This window comes from Streptomyces carpinensis (assembly GCF_002154505.1).
Classification (GTDB): Bacteria; Actinomycetota; Actinomycetes; order Streptomycetales; family Streptomycetaceae; genus Streptomyces; species Streptomyces carpinensis.
Genome location: NZ_MUBM01000235.1, coordinates 25,072 through 39,944, shown reverse-complemented (window position 1 = coordinate 39,944; position 14,873 = coordinate 25,072). Strand labels below are relative to the sequence as shown.

Below are 14,873 nucleotides of genomic sequence, written 5' to 3'. Positions count from 1 at the left end.
AGATGCTCGACGCCGCCGGGATCGTCCTCGATCAGCAGCAGCGTGAGGTTGGTGCTGGGGTGGCCGCCGTGGCGGTTGTCCTTCTCGACCGTCGGTTCCTTCGGCTTCGGGGCTTCCCTGTGCGGGGCCGGTGCCGCGGAGGGGCCGCCGCCGTGGGACACGGGCGGCACCTGATCACACTCGACGGCCGGGATCGCTCTCTGCCGCGGTACGGGCACGGGCATCGTCCTGGATTCCTTCCCTCCCCCCGAGGGCGTGGTGGGTGCGAGGGACCGACCCACCGACGGGGACCATAGCGGTAGTCGATACCGCATTGGAATGGTGTGAGGCGCGTCGCTCTGTCTTCGGCCACTGTCATATGCCGCGATCCGTAACGGAGTTGGACAGGGCGACCCCGCAACCGGAATGACGAAGCTCACGTCCCCTGTGGGTTTGATCTCGACACCGGGTGGGGTGCGTCACATGGCACAGGTCACCGGGGTCCGAACGGTGGAGAACCTCAGTCCGCGTCCGGCCGTACGACGCCGAGGATCGGCATCTCGCCCGCCCCCGCGAGAGTCACCGTCCGCCCCGGGCGCGGGGCGTGGATGATCGCGCCGTCGCCGACGTACATCGCGACATGGCTGGCGTCGTCGAAGTAGATGATCAGGTCGCCGGGGCGCATGTCCTTGACGTCGACGTGCTTGAGCCGCTTCCACTGCTCCTGGGAGGTGCGCGGAATGGGGTGGCCGGCCGCCGCCCAGGCCTGCGAGGTCAGTCCGGAGCAGTCGAACGTCTTCGGGCCCTCGGCGCCCCACTCGTACGGCTTGCCGATCTGGGCCGTGGCGAACGTCACCGCCTTGCGCCCCGCCGTGGACGCCTTGCCGTTCACCTCCTTGAGGATCCCGGTGTCCAGCCAGGCGGTCTGCGCCCGCTCGGCGGCCTGCTTCTCCAGCTGCGCCAGGCGCTCGCGCTGCCGCTTCTCCAGCGTGGCCTGGAGCTTCTCCGCCTCCTTGATCCGCTGCTGGATCCGCTTCTTCGCCTTGGCCTTCTCCTTGCGGCCCGCCTCCAGCTGCTGCCAGCGATCGTTGGCGTCGTCGGCGTACTGCTGCAAGTCCTGCTGGGTGCGGGTCATTTCCTGGAGCAGGCCCTTGGTCGCCCGCTCGCCCTCCAGCACCCGGCCGGCCCCGTCGAGGAAGGCCTGCGGGTCGTCGCTGAGCATCAGCTGGGCCTGGGGCGACAGCCCGCCCGTGCGGTACTGGGCACGGGCCGCGGCACCGGCGCGGTCCTTCAGCTCCTCCAGCCTCTTCTGCCCCTCGACGACCTTCCTGGCCAGGTCGACGATCTCGGCGGACTGCTTCTTGCTCAGCTCCTCGGCGGCGTTGTAGGCCTCCGTGGCGACGGCGGCGTCGTGGTAGAGCGCGTCCAGCTTGGTGCGGACGGCCTCCAGGTCCTTGTCCAGGTCCTTGTCCCGGCCGTCGTCCCGGGGAGCCGGTGCGTCGGTCGCGGGGTTCGAGGCGGTGGGCGTGGGATGCGGGGTGGGCCGCTCCGCGCTCGCGAACGCCGTACCCGGTGCCCCCAGCACGGTGACCGCGCAGACCACGGTCACGGCCGCCGTGAGCAGAGTGCGCCTGCCCCGTCCCATACCTCAGCCCCCACCTGATTTACCGTCAGTAACTTATGTGCGTCCGGGTGATCGTGCCATGCATCCACCCAAAACAACAGAGGCCGGGCTTCCCACTCATCTCCCCTGGCCCCCTGATGCCCACCCGACGCTCTCCCGCCTGTGTGACGAACGACTCGCAGAGATCGTTCCCCGCAGGTCGGAGCGCGTCTGCCGACCGGGCGCGCGGGTCCATGGCGGGCGCGGCCCCACACCGGGCGCACGGGCCCGCCCCGCGGGTCAGCCGCGCGGTGCCAACGCCCGCCAGGACACCGTCACTTCGCCCTGCCGCCAACGCCCCGGCCCGTCCGCCACCGGCCAGTCGGCCGCGAGGTCGCGCACCGCGCGTATCCAGCGCTGCCGGGCACCGTAGGAGGCGTAGGGCGCGGCGGCCGCCCAGGCGCGGTCGAAGTCGCGCAGGAACGCGTGGACCGGCTCGCCGGGAACATTGCGGTGGATGAGCGCCTTGGGGAGGCGTTCGGCGAGGTCCGAGGGGCGGTGCAGGGAGCCGAGACGGGTGGCGAAGGTGACCGTGCGGGGGCCTTCCGGACCGAGCGCGACCCACACGTGCCGCCGGCCGATCTCGTCGCAGGTGCCCTCGACGAGCAGGCCGCCGCGCGAGTGCGCGTCCGAAGGGGCGAGCCGGGCGCACAGCCGCTCCCAGACGGCGGCGACCTCGGCCTCGTCGTACTGCCGCAGCACGTTCGCCGCGCGGATGAGCTGCGGGCGCCGGGAGAGGGGCACCTCGAAGCCGCCGTGCCGGAAGGCGAGCCCGTCGCGTTCGTAGGGCCGGGCCGCCGCGACCCGGGCCGGTTCGATCTCGACACCCACCACGCGCGCGCGTGGAGCCACGGTGCGCAGCCGGTGCAGCAGCTCGACGGCCGTCCACGGGGCGGCGCCGTAGCCGAGGTCGACGGCCACCGGGTCGGCGGCGCGGCGCAGCTCGGCGCCGTGCACGGCAGCGATCCAGCGGTCCATGCGGCGCAGCCGGTTGGGGTTGGTCGTCCCGCGCGTCACCGTTCCCACGACGGGGTTCCCCCCGCTCGAGCGAAGCCGAGAGTGGGGGAGGGTCGCCGCGCGGGATGTCATGGATACGAGGGTATGGGGCACTCGGTGCCGGTGTACGCCACGTGACGCAGACCATGCGCGGACCGCGCGCCCGCGAGCCGCGCGCCCCGCCGTTCGTCCCGCCACCCCGTCCAGGCGAGGGGTACGCACCCCGACGTCGAACGGTTGAGCGAGATCCAGTAATGATTGGGCAAAGGACCCGGCAGCGGAAATGGACCCGCGACCTGGCGTGTTGGCTTGTGGAGGGCGGACGACGCCCTTCGTCCGGCATGCCCGCAGCAAGGAGGAACGCCACGTGAGCCAGTACGTCAGCAGGCTCGGGCGGCGCTCCGCGGCGGCCCCCGCCCGGCTGCGGCTGCACCGCCGGCCCCGGCGCGTCGCCATGCTCTCCGTGCACACCTCACCACTGCACCAGCCCGGCACGGGCGACGCCGGCGGCATGAACGTCTACATCGTGGAGCTCGCCCAGCGCCTGGCCGCGATCGGCATCGAGGTGGAGGTCTTCACCCGGGCCACGGCGGGCGGCCTCCCGCCCGCCGTCCAGCTCGCCCCCGGCGTCCTCGTCCGGCACGTCGACGCCGGTCCCTACGAGGGCCTGGCCAAGGAGGACCTGCCGGCCCAGCTGTGCGCCTTCACCCACGGCGTGATGCAGGCCTGGGCGGGCCACCGCCCGGGCCACTACGACCTGGTGCACTCGCACTACTGGCTCTCCGGCCACGTCGGCTGGCTCGCCGCGCAGCGCTGGGGCGTGCCCCTGGTGCACGCCATGCACACCATGGCCAAGGTCAAGAACGCCAACCTCGCCGACGGCGACTCGCCCGAGCCGGCCGCCCGCGTCATCGGCGAGACCCAGATCGTCTCCGCCGCCGACCGGCTGATCGCCAACACCGACGAGGAGGCCGAGGAGCTGGTACGGCACTACGCCGCCGACCCGGCCAAGGTCGCCGTGGTCCACCCCGGCGTGAACCTCACCCGCTTCCGCCCCTTCCCCGACGGTTCGGACACGCTCCGTTCCGGGGACGCCCGCACCGTCCGGGCCGCCCGCGCCGCCGCCCGCGAACGCCTCGGCCTGCCGCAGCACGCCCTGATCCCGCTCTTCGCCGGCCGCATCCAGCCGCTCAAGGCCCCCGACGTGCTGCTGCGGGCCGTGGGAGTCCTCCTCGACGAGCGGCCCGAGCTGCGCTCGCGGATCGTGGTGCCCGTGGTCGGCGGCCCCAGCGGCAGCGGCCTGGCCAAGCCGGAGGGTCTGCAGAAGCTGGCGGCCCGGCTCGGCATCGCCGACGTCGTGCGGTTCCGTCCGCCCGTCGGGCAGGACCAGCTCGCCGACTGGTTCCGGGCCGCGTCCGTGCTGGTCATGCCCTCCTACAGCGAGTCCTTCGGTCTGGTCGCCATCGAGGCGCAGGCGGCCGGGACGCCGGTGCTGGCGGCGGCGGTCGGCGGGCTGCCGGTGGCCGTACGGGACGGCGAGACCGGATTCCTCGTCCAGGGCCACGACCCGGCCGCCTATGCGCGCGTGCTGCGCGACTTCGCCGACGATCCGGGGCGCGCGGATCGGATGGGCGCCGCGGCCGCCCGGCACGCGCGGTGCTTCGGCTGGGACGCCTCGGCGGCGGCCACGGCCGAGGTGTACACGGCCGCGTTGCAGGCGCATCGCCGTCGCGTACGCTCCCAGCATGGGTGATGTGCAAAAGGCCGGGCAGACCCTCGAAGCCGTCTTCAAGGAGGCCGAGCTGGAGTGGGAGAGCCCAGGGCCCGGGAACTACGTGGTCAAGCTCCCCGGCACCCGCAAGCTCTCCACCACGGTCTCGTTCCTGGTGGGCCGTCACTCCCTCTCGCTGAACGCCTTCGTCATCCGCCACCCCGACGAGAACGAGGCCGGCGTCCACCGCTGGCTGCTGGAGCGCAACCTCAAGATGTACGGCGTGAGTTACGCCGTCGACCGGCTCGGTGACGTCTACGTCACCGCCCGCCTGTCCCTCGCCTCCGTCACCGCCGACGAGGTGGACCGGCTCCTCGGCCAGGTCCTGGAGGCGGCCGACGGCGCCTTCAACACCCTCCTGGAGCTGGGCTTCGCCTCCGCGATCCGCCGGGAGTACGCGTGGCGCGTGTCGCGCGGCGAATCGACGCGGAATCTCGAGGCGTTCACGCATCTGACTCAGCGTCCGGCTGACTGATCTGTCGTTCCGCGGCGCGGCGCTCGCCACTCCAGCCGTACTCCACTTGATGCACGACCTCTTCCCCGTCCGGGGGCTCCGTGGCATGCTCACGCCCGACGCGGATCTGAACGTCGTTCATATACGTGGAAGGTGGTTGTGCATGGGCAACGCGGACATCACCAGACGGCTCCTGCTCGGAAGTGCCCTCGGCGTCGCGGCCGCCACCGTGACGGGTGGCCCGGCGGCGGCCACCGGCACCGGCGCGCCGGCGGAGGCCGGCTCCGGAAGCCCGGCGGCGGGCGCCGCACCCTCGCCGACGCCGGGACAGGTCCCGTCCATCTGGCGGGAGTTCACTCGCACACCCCTCACCCATCCGCAGATCCCCTATGTCGGCCGGGCAGGCTGCCGCGGGGGAGCGTCCCGCCTCCCGAGCCACCGCGTCGTGACCGACGTGACCGACCACGGCGCCGTGGCGGACGGCACCACCGACTGCGCACCCGCGATCAACAGCGCCATCGCCGCCGCGGGCCGGGCCGGCGGCGGCACGGTCCTCGTCCCGCCCGGGACCTTCCGCATCGACGGCCTGATCCGCATCGGCCACTCGGACGTCGTCCTGCGGGGCGCCGGCAGCGGCCGTACGACGCTGTACGCGACCAAGAACCTCACCGAACTGATCGGCCCCTACGGCTCCCGCTACGGCGGCGACAAGTCCTCCTGGTCCTGGGCCGGCGGCCTGATCTGGATGGCTCCCGAGGCCCGCTGGAACTCCCTCGTCGCGGCCATCCGGGCCGAGGCCTGGCCCTTCGAGGGCTGGACGGGCGACAAGCGCGACGAGTGGACGACCCTGACCACCGTGGAGCCGGCCGAGCGGGGCTCCTGGACGGTGACGGTCGCCGACGCCTCCCGGCTGCGCCCCGGCCGGCTGGTCCTGCTCCGCCTCGCCGACGACGCCGGCCACACCCTGCTGGAGCACATGGCGGGCGGCGGTCCGGGCCCCGAGGCCTACTACTGGGACGACAAGACCAAGCTGACATCGTACGTTCCCTACGAATGGCCGGTGCGCATCACGCACGTCCACGGCCGCGAGGTCACCCTCGAACGCCCGCTCCCCCTCGACATCCGCCCCGAGTGGGACCCCCGTCTGACCACGCACGTGCCGGAGCTGACGGGCGCGGGCGTGGAGGGCCTGACGCTGGAGGCGGTGCAGACCCCGCAGTCACCGCACCTGCTGGACAAGGGCTACAACGGGGTGGTCCTGCAGTGCGCCTACGACTGCTGGGTGGACGACGTGACGGTCCGGAACGTCGACAACGGCTTCGGGCTGGTGGCGGCCTCCGCCTGCACCCTGCGCGGCACCCGCGTGGCGGGCCGCGGCTCGCACCACCCGTACTTCTGCCGCGAGGGCTCGCACGACAACCTGATCGAGGACTTCACCATCGAACAGCGCACGGTCCCCGCCCCGGCGAACACCCAACTGCACGGCATCAACGTGGAGGGCCTGTCCTCGTACAACGTCTGGTCGCGCGGCCGGATGGAGATGGGCACCTTCGACAGCCACCGCGGCCTGCCCTTCGCCGACGTCCGCACCGACATCACCGTGAACAACAACGGCCGCCACGGCGGCGACGCGAGCGCGGGGCCCTTGTTCGGCGCGCGCTTCGCCCACTGGAACATCCGCGTGACGAACGGCCGCGCGGGACTGATGAGGATCGACGGCCTGGCCCCGTACTCCGCCACCGTCGGCATCAACGAGGTCACCGAGTTCGACCAGATCGACGTCCCCGACTTCACCGGCGACCTGCACTCCCGCCTGGAGCTGTACGGCACGAGCGACGTCGTGCGCCCACGCAACCTCTACGAGGCTCAGCGCGAGGTGGACACCCGGCGTGAGCCGTCCCGGTAACGCCCCGGCGTCACCCCGACCAGCCGCTTGAAGTGCCGGGTGAGGTGCGCCTGGTCGTAGAACCCGGTGACCGGGGCCACCTCGCCCGGCGGCCGCCCCTCCAGCAGCAGCCCGCGGGCGCGGTCGACGCGGCGGGACATCAGGTACTGGTGCGGCGCGATGCCGTAGGCGGCGGTGAACGCCCGTACCAGGTGGGCGGGGTGGGCGTGCAGCAACCGCGCCGCCTCGTCCAGCGCCAGCCCCGGCGTGACGCGCTCGTCGAGCAGCTCGCGCAGCGAGCGGGCGAGGGCGGGGTCCCGCCGCGGCCGTCCGGTGCCGTCGGAGACCCGGTGCCGCAGATGGTCCCGCAACCGCTCCCCGACGAGCGCCAGCCTGCTCGCGGCCTCCAGTTCGTCACCGGGCCGCCCGAGCGCGCCGTGCAACTGGCCCACGCGCCGGCGCAGCACCGGATCCCGGAGGTCCGGTCCGTCCACCGCCGGCCCGATGAGGTCGTCGCCGAGATGGGTGGCGTCCAGGTAGAGGACGCGCTTGCGGAAGCCGTGCGGGGTGGCGGGGGAGCCGTTGTGCGGCACGTGCGGCGGCAGTAGGGACACGGTGTCGTCCGGGGTGCCGTGCTCGTGCCGGGCCAGGTCGTAGCGCACCGCGCCGTCGTCCACGATCAGCAGGGTCCACGCCTCGTGCACGTGCATGGGATAGGCGTACTCGGTGAAATGGGCGTGGAAGACCTCCACCACACCGGGGATGCGGGGGCGCCAGGCGGAGACCTTCCGCTGGGGCTGCGGGGCCATGCAAAGAACGTACAAGACGGCGCCGCACGGCGTTCGGGAGTCTCATTCCATGAACGACGAGCAGCCCATGCGCTTCGACACCAAGATCGCCGTACTGCTGCGCGAGGACCTGGAGCCCTGGCAGCGTCTGAACGTCACCGCCTTCCTGGTCAGCGGCCTCGGCACCGCCGTGCCGGAGGTGGTCGGCGAGCCGTACGAGGACGCCGACGAGGTGTCCTACCTGCCGATGTTCCGCCAGCCGGTACTGGTCTTCGAGGGCACGAAGGAGACGCTGACGGCGGCGCACGGCAAGGCCCTGTCGCGCGCCCTGCCGCGCGCCGTGTTCACGTCCGACCTCTTCACCACGGGCAACGACCGCGACAACCGCGCGGCGGTGCGGGCAGTGAGGACCACCGACCTGGACCTGGTGGGGCTGGCGGTGTACGGCCCGAGGAACGCGGTGGACAAGGTGCTGAAGGGGGCTCGGATGCATCCGTAGGGCGCACTCGCAGGGCCCGGGTCCGCCGCGGCGGACCCGGGCCCCACGAGTTCCGGGGCCCGAGGGCGGGGAGTCGGGGCTCAGGCCGTGCTGACCTCGGGCTCGGTGTCGGCCGCCGCCTGAACGGGGGCCGTCTGCGCCGCAGCCTTCTTCTCCTCCGCCCCTTCCACGGTCTCCTGCTCCTTCTCCTCCGCGGGCAGGCGCCGCATCAGGGACCCGTAGCCGATCCCGGCCGCCGTGCCGATGGCCGCGCAGGACCCCCACAGCCACCCGGCGCCGAGGTGGTCGATGACGGTGCCGGCCATCAGCGGGGCGACGAGGGCGGCGACGGACCAGGACAGGGTGTACACGCCCTGGTAGCGACCGCGCCCCTGCACCGGGGACAGCCGGACGACGAGACCGGTCTGGGTCGGTGCGTTGATCATCTCGCCGAGGGTCCAGACGCAGACGGTGAGCGCGAAGACGCCGACCGACCCGGCGAAGACGGTGAGCCCGAACCCGTACCCGGCCAGCAGGGACGAGACGACCAGCAGCCGCTTGGGGTCCCGGCGCTCGATGAGCCGGGTGACCGGGATCTGGAGGGCGACGATCAGGATGCCGTTGACCGCGATCGCCATGCCGTAGTCGGCGGGTGTGAACCCGGCCCTGCCCATGGCGACGGGCAGGCCGACCGACCCCTGCTGGAAGACGAGCGCGACGAGGAAGGACAGACCGACGACGCTCATGAAGCGCCGGTCGCGCAGTACGTTCCCCAGGCCGACCTCCTGCTTGGCCTCGCGCGCGGCGGGGCCGACGGGCCGGGACTCGGGCAGCTTGAGGAAGACGACGACGGCGCAGACGGCCGTCATCCCCGCCTCGATGAGGAAGCCGGCGAGGTAGCTGAACTCGGCGATGAACCCGGCCGCCATGGAGGAGACGGCGAAACCGAGGTTGATCGCCCAGTAGTTCAGCGAGAACGCCCGGACCCGGTCCTCGGGCCGCACGATGTCGGCCATCATCGCCTGCACGGCGGGGCGCGAGGCGTTGGACGCCATGCCGACGAGGAAGGCGACGGCGGCGATCGACACCGGGTCCCGCACGAAGCCGAGCAGCGCGACGAAGAGCGCGGTGGAGGACTGGGCGACGAGGAGGGTGGGCCGGCGTCCGAGCCGGTCGGCCATCACGCCCCCGGCGAGGGAGGAGACGACTCCGCCGAGCCCGTGCAGCGAGGCGACGAGACCGGCGTAGGAGGCGGAGTAGCCGCGGTCGAGCGTCAGGTACAGCGCCATGAACGTGGCGACGAAGGCACCGAGCCGGTTGACCAGGGTGCTGGTCCACAGCCACCAGAACTCGCGGGGCAGCCCGGAGACGGTCTCCCGGGTGGCACGTCTGAGACGGGCGACGGACGACATGGAGGACCCCCCGGATGTAAGCGGCTGAAGCGGTGAGCACAACTTACGAGGGCGGGTTCGCGCCGGGCCACTCAATTAACAGAACCAGTCAACTGTCGAGGCGCTGGACCGGGGCCCGACCGGGTGCCTGCCCGCCGTCCGTCCGCCGCCTGTCCGCCTGCCGGGCACCAGGGCAGGGCGCCGAATGCGTGGATTAGGCTCAGAGGCATGGCCGACGCACCGTACAAGCTGATCCTCCTCCGCCACGGCGAGAGCGAGTGGAACGCGAAGAACCTGTTCACCGGCTGGGTGGACGTCAACCTCAACGAGAAGGGCGAGAAGGAGGCGGTCCGCGGCGGTGAGCTGCTGAAGGACGCCGGCCTGCTGCCCGACGTGGTCCACACGTCCGTCCAGAAGCGCGCGATCCGCACGGCCCAGCTCGCCCTGGAGGCCGCCGACCGCCACTGGATCCCGGTCCACCGCTCCTGGCGCCTGAACGAACGCCACTACGGCGCCCTGCAGGGCAAGGACAAGGCGCAGACCCTGGAGGAGTTCGGCGAGGAGCAGTTCATGCTGTGGCGTCGCTCCTACGACGTCCCGCCGCCCCCGCTGGACCGCGACGCCGAGTACTCCCAGTTCTCCGACGCGCGCTACGCCTCCCTCCCGCCCGAGCTGCGCCCGCAGACGGAGTGCCTGAAGGACGTCGTCCACCGGATGCTCCCGTACTGGTTCGACGCCATCGTCCCCGACCTCCTGACCGGCCGCACGGTCCTGGTGGCGGCCCACGGCAACAGCCTCCGCGCCCTGGTCAAGCACCTCGACCAGATCTCGGACGCCGACATCGCCGGCCTGAACATCCCCACAGGCATCCCGCTCTCCTACGAGCTCGACGCCGACTTCCGCCCCCTCAACCCCGGCGGCACCTACCTCGACCCCGAGGCAGCCGCAGCCGCCATCGAGGCGGTCAAGAACCAGGGCAAGAAGAAGTAGCTTTCGTGATCGTGCCTCTGATTCGCGCTTCCGGTTCGGGTCGGAGGCATTTTCACGGTCTGGGACCTCTCTGGAACCTCAGCCCGTGTGATCTTGCGGACGGGAAGTCTGCCCGAAGCCTTCCGGACCCGTTCCCGGCTGCTTGGCATGAGGTGCGCCTACACCTTCAGCGTCAGCTCCGGATCGGAGTGCCCGAGGTACGTGGAGTACGACACGGGCGACCGTCATGCCGCTGAGTCCACGCGTCGGGCCGCTCTCTCTGGCTTCTGAAGCGGACCACGCAGAGATCGCCGGACGGGCTCACGAGATGCGCGCATGGTTCGCGCTCACCACTGGCGACTATCGCGGGGTCATCGCGGCGCTCAGGCGGGACTGACGTGGCCCCACTCCAGGGCGTGGCTGTACAGCTCGCCGGGCCCGGACGTTCGCGGAAGAAGTCCTTCGGGCGGGCACGGACTTCGACGGCAGGAGCGCTCACTCATGCGCAACGCTGAGGCGCGGGTAGCGCTGGGAGTGACTGCCGCGCGGGAGGGCGACTTGGAACAGGCGCTCGTCTGGGCGAGCGCACCCTCGAAGGCGAGCGCCAGTCCGTCCCTTCGATGAGGAACCGATACGCGGCCGAGCCCGCCGCTCAGGACTACCTCGCTCGCCTCCGCGAGCTTGCTCGCTGTGCTCGCGCGCGACGGCGTTCGGGCGCTCCCCCCCGCCGCGTGCTTCCGGGCCGACTCGGACCCAGCGTGCCCGACTGGTCGGCACGGTCCCTGCGACTCTCCCGGCTACGCTCGCGCGGGAGCGTCCCGCAGCGCGTGGCTGCGGGGCGCCTAGTGAGGTTTAGCGGGGCGCCTAGTGGGGTTAGTCGACCGTCTGCCCGTTGTGCGTACCGCCCCTGCAGGTCCCGGTACGGGGCACGGTCGGGTTCGACCAATCGACCGTTCCGCCGCCCTGCGTGCACTCACCCGGGGTGAGGGCTGCGCCGCCCTGCCTCGGGGTGAGACTGGTGGCGGTGGCGGTGGCGGCGCCTGCGAGGCCGAGTCCGGCGAGGGCTGCCGTGGCGATGCCGGCGGCGAGGGCTCGTCGAATGCGCATTTGGTTCCCCTTTCGCGGATTGCCTCGGTTGGGGCACTAGTCAGCTTGATGTTCATCCATGTGGGTGGCACGTCATGTTGCGCCATTCGGGTGACAGTGATGTCGGGTGCGGGGTCGGTGACGCGACCCGTCGGACAAGCCCTGGAACGAAGCGACCACCCCGGCCGGATGGGTGGTCTCCTCGTTGTTCCGGAGAGGGCGGCGTCCGCAGCCGGCCCCATGCCAAGAGCCGTGTTCACCTGCGGAAACGCATGTCGCCCAGGTGTCGCGGCTCTGGCGCCTGGACGCGGTTCCCGACGCGATGAGCGGACCGCAGAAGGCTTCCAGGTGACGTACGAAGCGCTGGCGATCGACGCGGGGTGGCTTGAGGTCCGTCGGCTGGCGCGTGAGGCGCTCACGGAGCTGGCGGCCGGCCGTTCTGCGGAGCCGCGGTGGCTGTTGAGCTGCTGACGGAGCTCGGCGACAGCCGGCCGCCCGTCAATTCGACGTGAGAGCCCCCTCTCCCGATGTCTGGTCAGGAGAGGGGGCCGGGTGCGTCGCTCGTGGAAGGTTGCTACGGGTGTGTCAGTGGCGGTCGCCGCGGTGGTCGTGGCGGTCGCCGTGGTGCGGCATGCCGCGGTGGTCGTCGCGGTCGCCGTGGCGGCGGTCGCGCCACGAGACGGCGTCGACGAGGCGTTCGTGGTCGTTGCGCAGGGTGGCCGTGTCGGCGTTCCTGTCCCAGACCGGGTTGCGGCGGTCCTGGTAGAGGTCCCAACGGGTGTCGCGGCCGTAGCCGGTGTGGACGCGGACCGTGGCGCGGCGGTCGAGGCGGTAGTGACGGAACCTGTAGGTGTGGCCGTGCTCGTCGGACAGCGTCCAGCCGCTCAGGTTGACGTCGTGACGGGTGTTGTTGGTGATCTCCACCCATTCGTTGTTCAGGGCCCGGTTCGAGCGGTAGTCACGGGCCTGGCGGTCGAGGTGCACGCTGCTGATCACCACGTCGTCGCGGTGAAAGCGCGAGGTGTGGTCGGCCGCGGACGCCGGCAGCGTCGCCATCCCGACCAGTGCTCCCGCCGTGGCGACGGCTGCGGTCAGGCGACGGGCGGTCACAGAGACGGAAACGGACAAGGACACGGGTTCTCCCTGCTGGTGCGAGCACACCCCGCCCGCGCGGCCGGAGCCGTGTGGGGTGGTGTGCGATGCGGGGCGCGGCCGGGTTGGCCGCGCCTCACACCCTGTCCGTCCCGTGGGAGAACACGGGTGGTACACGAAGCGTGTTACCAATTGCGCATATTTCCGTGACGCTTGGATGCATTGCCCATCTAGATGGTGAATGTGCGGTTTGCCGGGGTGGCGGGCCGGAGTCTCCTTGAAGGCCTTGGCTCGGGGCCCTCGGTCGCCACGGCGCGCCACCCCACCCGTCCCGTGACCGTCACCCCGAAGTGGGTAACGGCCCGCGGCGGGGCGGCGGTGCGGTCAGCCGCACTGGCAGGGGCCGCCCGACTGGCAGCCGCAGCCGCAGCCCGAGCCGCAGCCGCAGGCGGCGAGGAGCGGGAGGCTCCTGGCCTCGACGGGCTGTTCGGTCTCGCGGTCCTGCGTGGGGTCGGGCGTGGTGCTGGGGGATTCGGCCATGGGTCCCTCCTAGAGGCTGGTGCCTGTTCCCATTGCATGCCCGCTCCGCTGGGCGCATCAACGGCGCACAGTGGCTCACCCGCGCTCCGGCGCTCCGGCCCGCCACGCGCCCGACCGCCGCCCTGGCCACCCGCCTGGCCACCGGCATCCCCGCGGGCCTGGTCACCGGTCCGCCTGCGCGCCGGCGACCGGTTCCGCCGGGTGTCCGGTCACCGGTGTGCGTGCCCTGTGCCCGCGTGTCCTGCCGCCGGTCTGCCCAGCCGCTCACCCATCGGCTTGCCCGCGTGTCCCGCCGCCTGTCTGCCTACGCGCCGGGTGACCGGTCTGTCGCGTGCCCCGTCACCGGTGTGCTGTGCCCGCGGTCCTGCCGCCTGTCTGCCTATGCGCCCGGCGACCGGTCTGCCCGGGCACCTGCCCGCTGGCCCGTCCACACGCCTGGCCGTCACCGTGCCCGCGCGCCCGGCCGCCGTAGTGCTCCCGCGTCCGGTCACCGGTGTGCCTGCGCGCCGGGCTACCGGCATCCCCTCGGGCGTGCCCGTCGGTCCGTCCGCGCGCCCGGCCGTCGCCGTGCTCGCGTGTCCGGTCACCGGTGTGCCTACGGGCTTGGCCGTCGGTCTGTCCGGGCACCTGCCCGCCGGTCCGTCCGCGTGCCCGGCCGTCGCCGTGCTCCCGCGTCCGGTCACCGGTGTGCCTGCGCGCCGGGCTGCCGGCATGCCGCAGGCGTGCCCGTCGGTCCGTCCGCGCGCCCGGCCGTCGCCGTGCTCGCGTGTCCGGTCACTGGTGTGCCTACGGGCTTGGCCGTCGGTCTGTCCGGGCACCTGCCCGCCGGTCCGTCCGCGCGCCCGGCCGCCGTAGTGCTCCCGCGTCCGGTCACCGGTGTGCCTGCGCGCCGGGCTGCCGGCATGCCGCAGGCGTGCCCGTCGGCCCGTCCGCGCGCCCGGCCGTCGCCGTGCTCCCGCGCCGATCACCGGTGTGTGCCTACAGGCCTGGCCGCCGGCCCGCCCGCGCGCCCGGCGACCGGTCTGCCCGGCCCCGTCCCCGGCTGCCCGTGCGCCCGTCCCCGGCGGCCGTGCCTCGAAGGCCTACGCGCCCTCCACCCCCGTGACCGGCTGGATGTCCGGCTGGAGGTCGTCGGCGTGTTCGCCCGTGACCAGGTAGACCACTCGCTTGGCCACCGCCACCGCGTGGTCCGCGTAGCGCTCGTAGTAGCGGCCGAGGAGGGTGACGTCCACGGCCGTCTCGATGCCGTGCTTCCAGCGGTCGTCGATCAGGTGCTGGAAGAGGGTGCGGTGCAGTTGGTCCATCTCGTCGTCGTCCTGCTCCAGCTGGAGGGCCAGGTCGACGTCCTTGGTCACGATCACCTCGGCCGCCTTCGCCATGAGGCGCTGCGCGAGCTGGCCCATCTCCAGGATCGTGGCGTGCAGGTCCTGCGGGACCGCGCGCTCCGGGAAGCGGAGCCGGGCCAGCTTGGCCACGTGCTGGGCGAGGTCGCCCGAGCGCTCCAGGTCGGCGGACATGCGCAGGGACGTCACGACGATCCTCAGATCCGTCGCCACGGGCTGCTGCCGGGCCAGCAGCGCGATGGCCCGGGCCTCCAGGTCGTGCTGGAGCTCGTCGACCTTCTGGTCGGCCTCGATCACGCTCTCGGCCAGCTTCAGATCGGAGTCGAGGATGGCCGTCGTGGCGCGTCCGATCGCCGAGCCGACCAGCCGGGCCATCTCCACCAGACCGTCGCCGATCGAGTCCAGTTCCTCGTGGTACGCGTCCCGCATCAGGGTTCC

13 protein-coding genes are annotated in these 14,873 nt (G+C 72.3%); 5 read left to right on the top strand and 8 right to left on the bottom strand.

The window, feature by feature from the left end:
* Positions 1-499: 499 nt before the first annotated feature.
* Entirely contained in the window at positions 500-1,624 is a 1,125-nt protein-coding gene (locus tag BZY54_RS29560) for a C40 family peptidase (RefSeq protein ID WP_086728394.1), read from the bottom strand.
* A 258-nt stretch (positions 1,625-1,882) separates the two neighbouring features.
* A complete protein-coding gene (locus BZY54_RS29555; protein WP_086728393.1) occupies positions 1,883-2,668 on the bottom strand; it encodes a class I SAM-dependent methyltransferase in 786 nt (261 codons plus the stop codon).
* Positions 2,669-3,005: 337 nt separating this feature from the next.
* On the opposite strand from BZY54_RS29555, the gene mshA reads away from it, so the two are divergent.
* The 3 genes from mshA to BZY54_RS29540 all read left to right on the top strand — a co-directional run bounded on the left by mshA (position 3,006) and on the right by BZY54_RS29540 (position 6,769).
* Positions 3,006-4,391: a D-inositol-3-phosphate glycosyltransferase gene (gene mshA / locus BZY54_RS29550; RefSeq protein WP_086728392.1), complete on the top strand. Its 1,386-nt coding sequence runs from the start codon at positions 3,006-3,008 to the stop codon at positions 4,389-4,391.
* On the top strand, positions 4,384-4,884 hold the full coding sequence (locus BZY54_RS29545) for a type III secretion system chaperone family protein (protein WP_086728391.1): 501 nt from the start codon (positions 4,384-4,386) through the stop codon (positions 4,882-4,884). The genes mshA and BZY54_RS29545 overlap by 8 nt, the downstream gene beginning before the upstream one ends.
* A gap of 142 nt (positions 4,885-5,026) precedes the next feature.
* Positions 5,027-6,769: a glycosyl hydrolase family 28-related protein gene (locus BZY54_RS29540; RefSeq protein WP_086728390.1), complete on the top strand. Its 1,743-nt coding sequence runs from the start codon at positions 5,027-5,029 to the stop codon at positions 6,767-6,769.
* On the opposite strand, the gene BZY54_RS29535 is transcribed toward BZY54_RS29540, so the two are convergent.
* Positions 6,730-7,557: a helix-turn-helix transcriptional regulator gene (locus tag BZY54_RS29535; RefSeq protein WP_086728389.1), complete on the bottom strand. Its 828-nt coding sequence runs from the start codon at positions 7,555-7,557 to the stop codon at positions 6,730-6,732. The two genes, BZY54_RS29540 and BZY54_RS29535, sit on opposite strands and share 40 nt — an antisense overlap.
* Between BZY54_RS29535 and BZY54_RS29530 the strand changes: the two genes are divergently transcribed.
* Positions 7,556-8,035, top strand: a complete 480-nt coding sequence (locus BZY54_RS29530) for a DUF2000 family protein (RefSeq protein ID WP_167414090.1) — start codon at positions 7,556-7,558, stop codon at positions 8,033-8,035. The genes BZY54_RS29535 and BZY54_RS29530 overlap by 2 nt on opposite strands.
* Before the next feature lie 80 nt (positions 8,036-8,115).
* Here BZY54_RS29530 and BZY54_RS29525 read toward each other — a convergent pair whose 3' ends face one another.
* Positions 8,116-9,426 carry an MDR family MFS transporter gene (locus BZY54_RS29525; protein WP_086728387.1) on the bottom strand — a complete coding sequence of 437 codons (1,311 nt, stop codon included), beginning with the start codon at positions 9,424-9,426 and terminating at the stop codon, positions 8,116-8,118.
* Between the two features lie 207 nt (positions 9,427-9,633).
* Between BZY54_RS29525 and BZY54_RS29520 the strand changes: the two genes are divergently transcribed.
* Positions 9,634-10,395 (top strand): phosphoglyceromutase, encoded by a 762-nt coding sequence (locus BZY54_RS29520; protein ID WP_086728386.1) that lies wholly within the window; start codon positions 9,634-9,636, stop codon positions 10,393-10,395.
* 852 nt (positions 10,396-11,247) lie between these two features.
* Here BZY54_RS29520 and BZY54_RS29510 read toward each other — a convergent pair.
* The 4 genes from BZY54_RS29510 to phoU form a co-directional block, all read right to left on the bottom strand.
* The gene (locus BZY54_RS29510; protein ID WP_086728385.1) at positions 11,248-11,481 is read right to left on the bottom strand and encodes a hypothetical protein; all 234 of its coding nucleotides are present in this window, start codon (positions 11,479-11,481) and stop codon (positions 11,248-11,250) included.
* Positions 11,482-12,045: 564 nt separating this feature from the next.
* A complete protein-coding gene (locus BZY54_RS29505) occupies positions 12,046-12,588 on the bottom strand; it encodes a lamin tail domain-containing protein (protein ID WP_086728396.1) in 543 nt (180 codons plus the stop codon).
* 348 nt (positions 12,589-12,936) lie between these two features.
* Positions 12,937-13,092: a hypothetical protein gene (locus tag BZY54_RS51755; RefSeq protein WP_167414089.1), complete on the bottom strand. Its 156-nt coding sequence runs from the start codon at positions 13,090-13,092 to the stop codon at positions 12,937-12,939.
* Positions 13,093-14,174: 1,082 nt separating this feature from the next.
* Positions 14,175-14,864 carry a phosphate signaling complex protein PhoU gene (phoU, locus tag BZY54_RS29500; protein WP_086728384.1) on the bottom strand — a complete coding sequence of 230 codons (690 nt, stop codon included), beginning with the start codon at positions 14,862-14,864 and terminating at the stop codon, positions 14,175-14,177.
* Between the last annotated feature and the right edge of the window lie 9 nt (positions 14,865-14,873).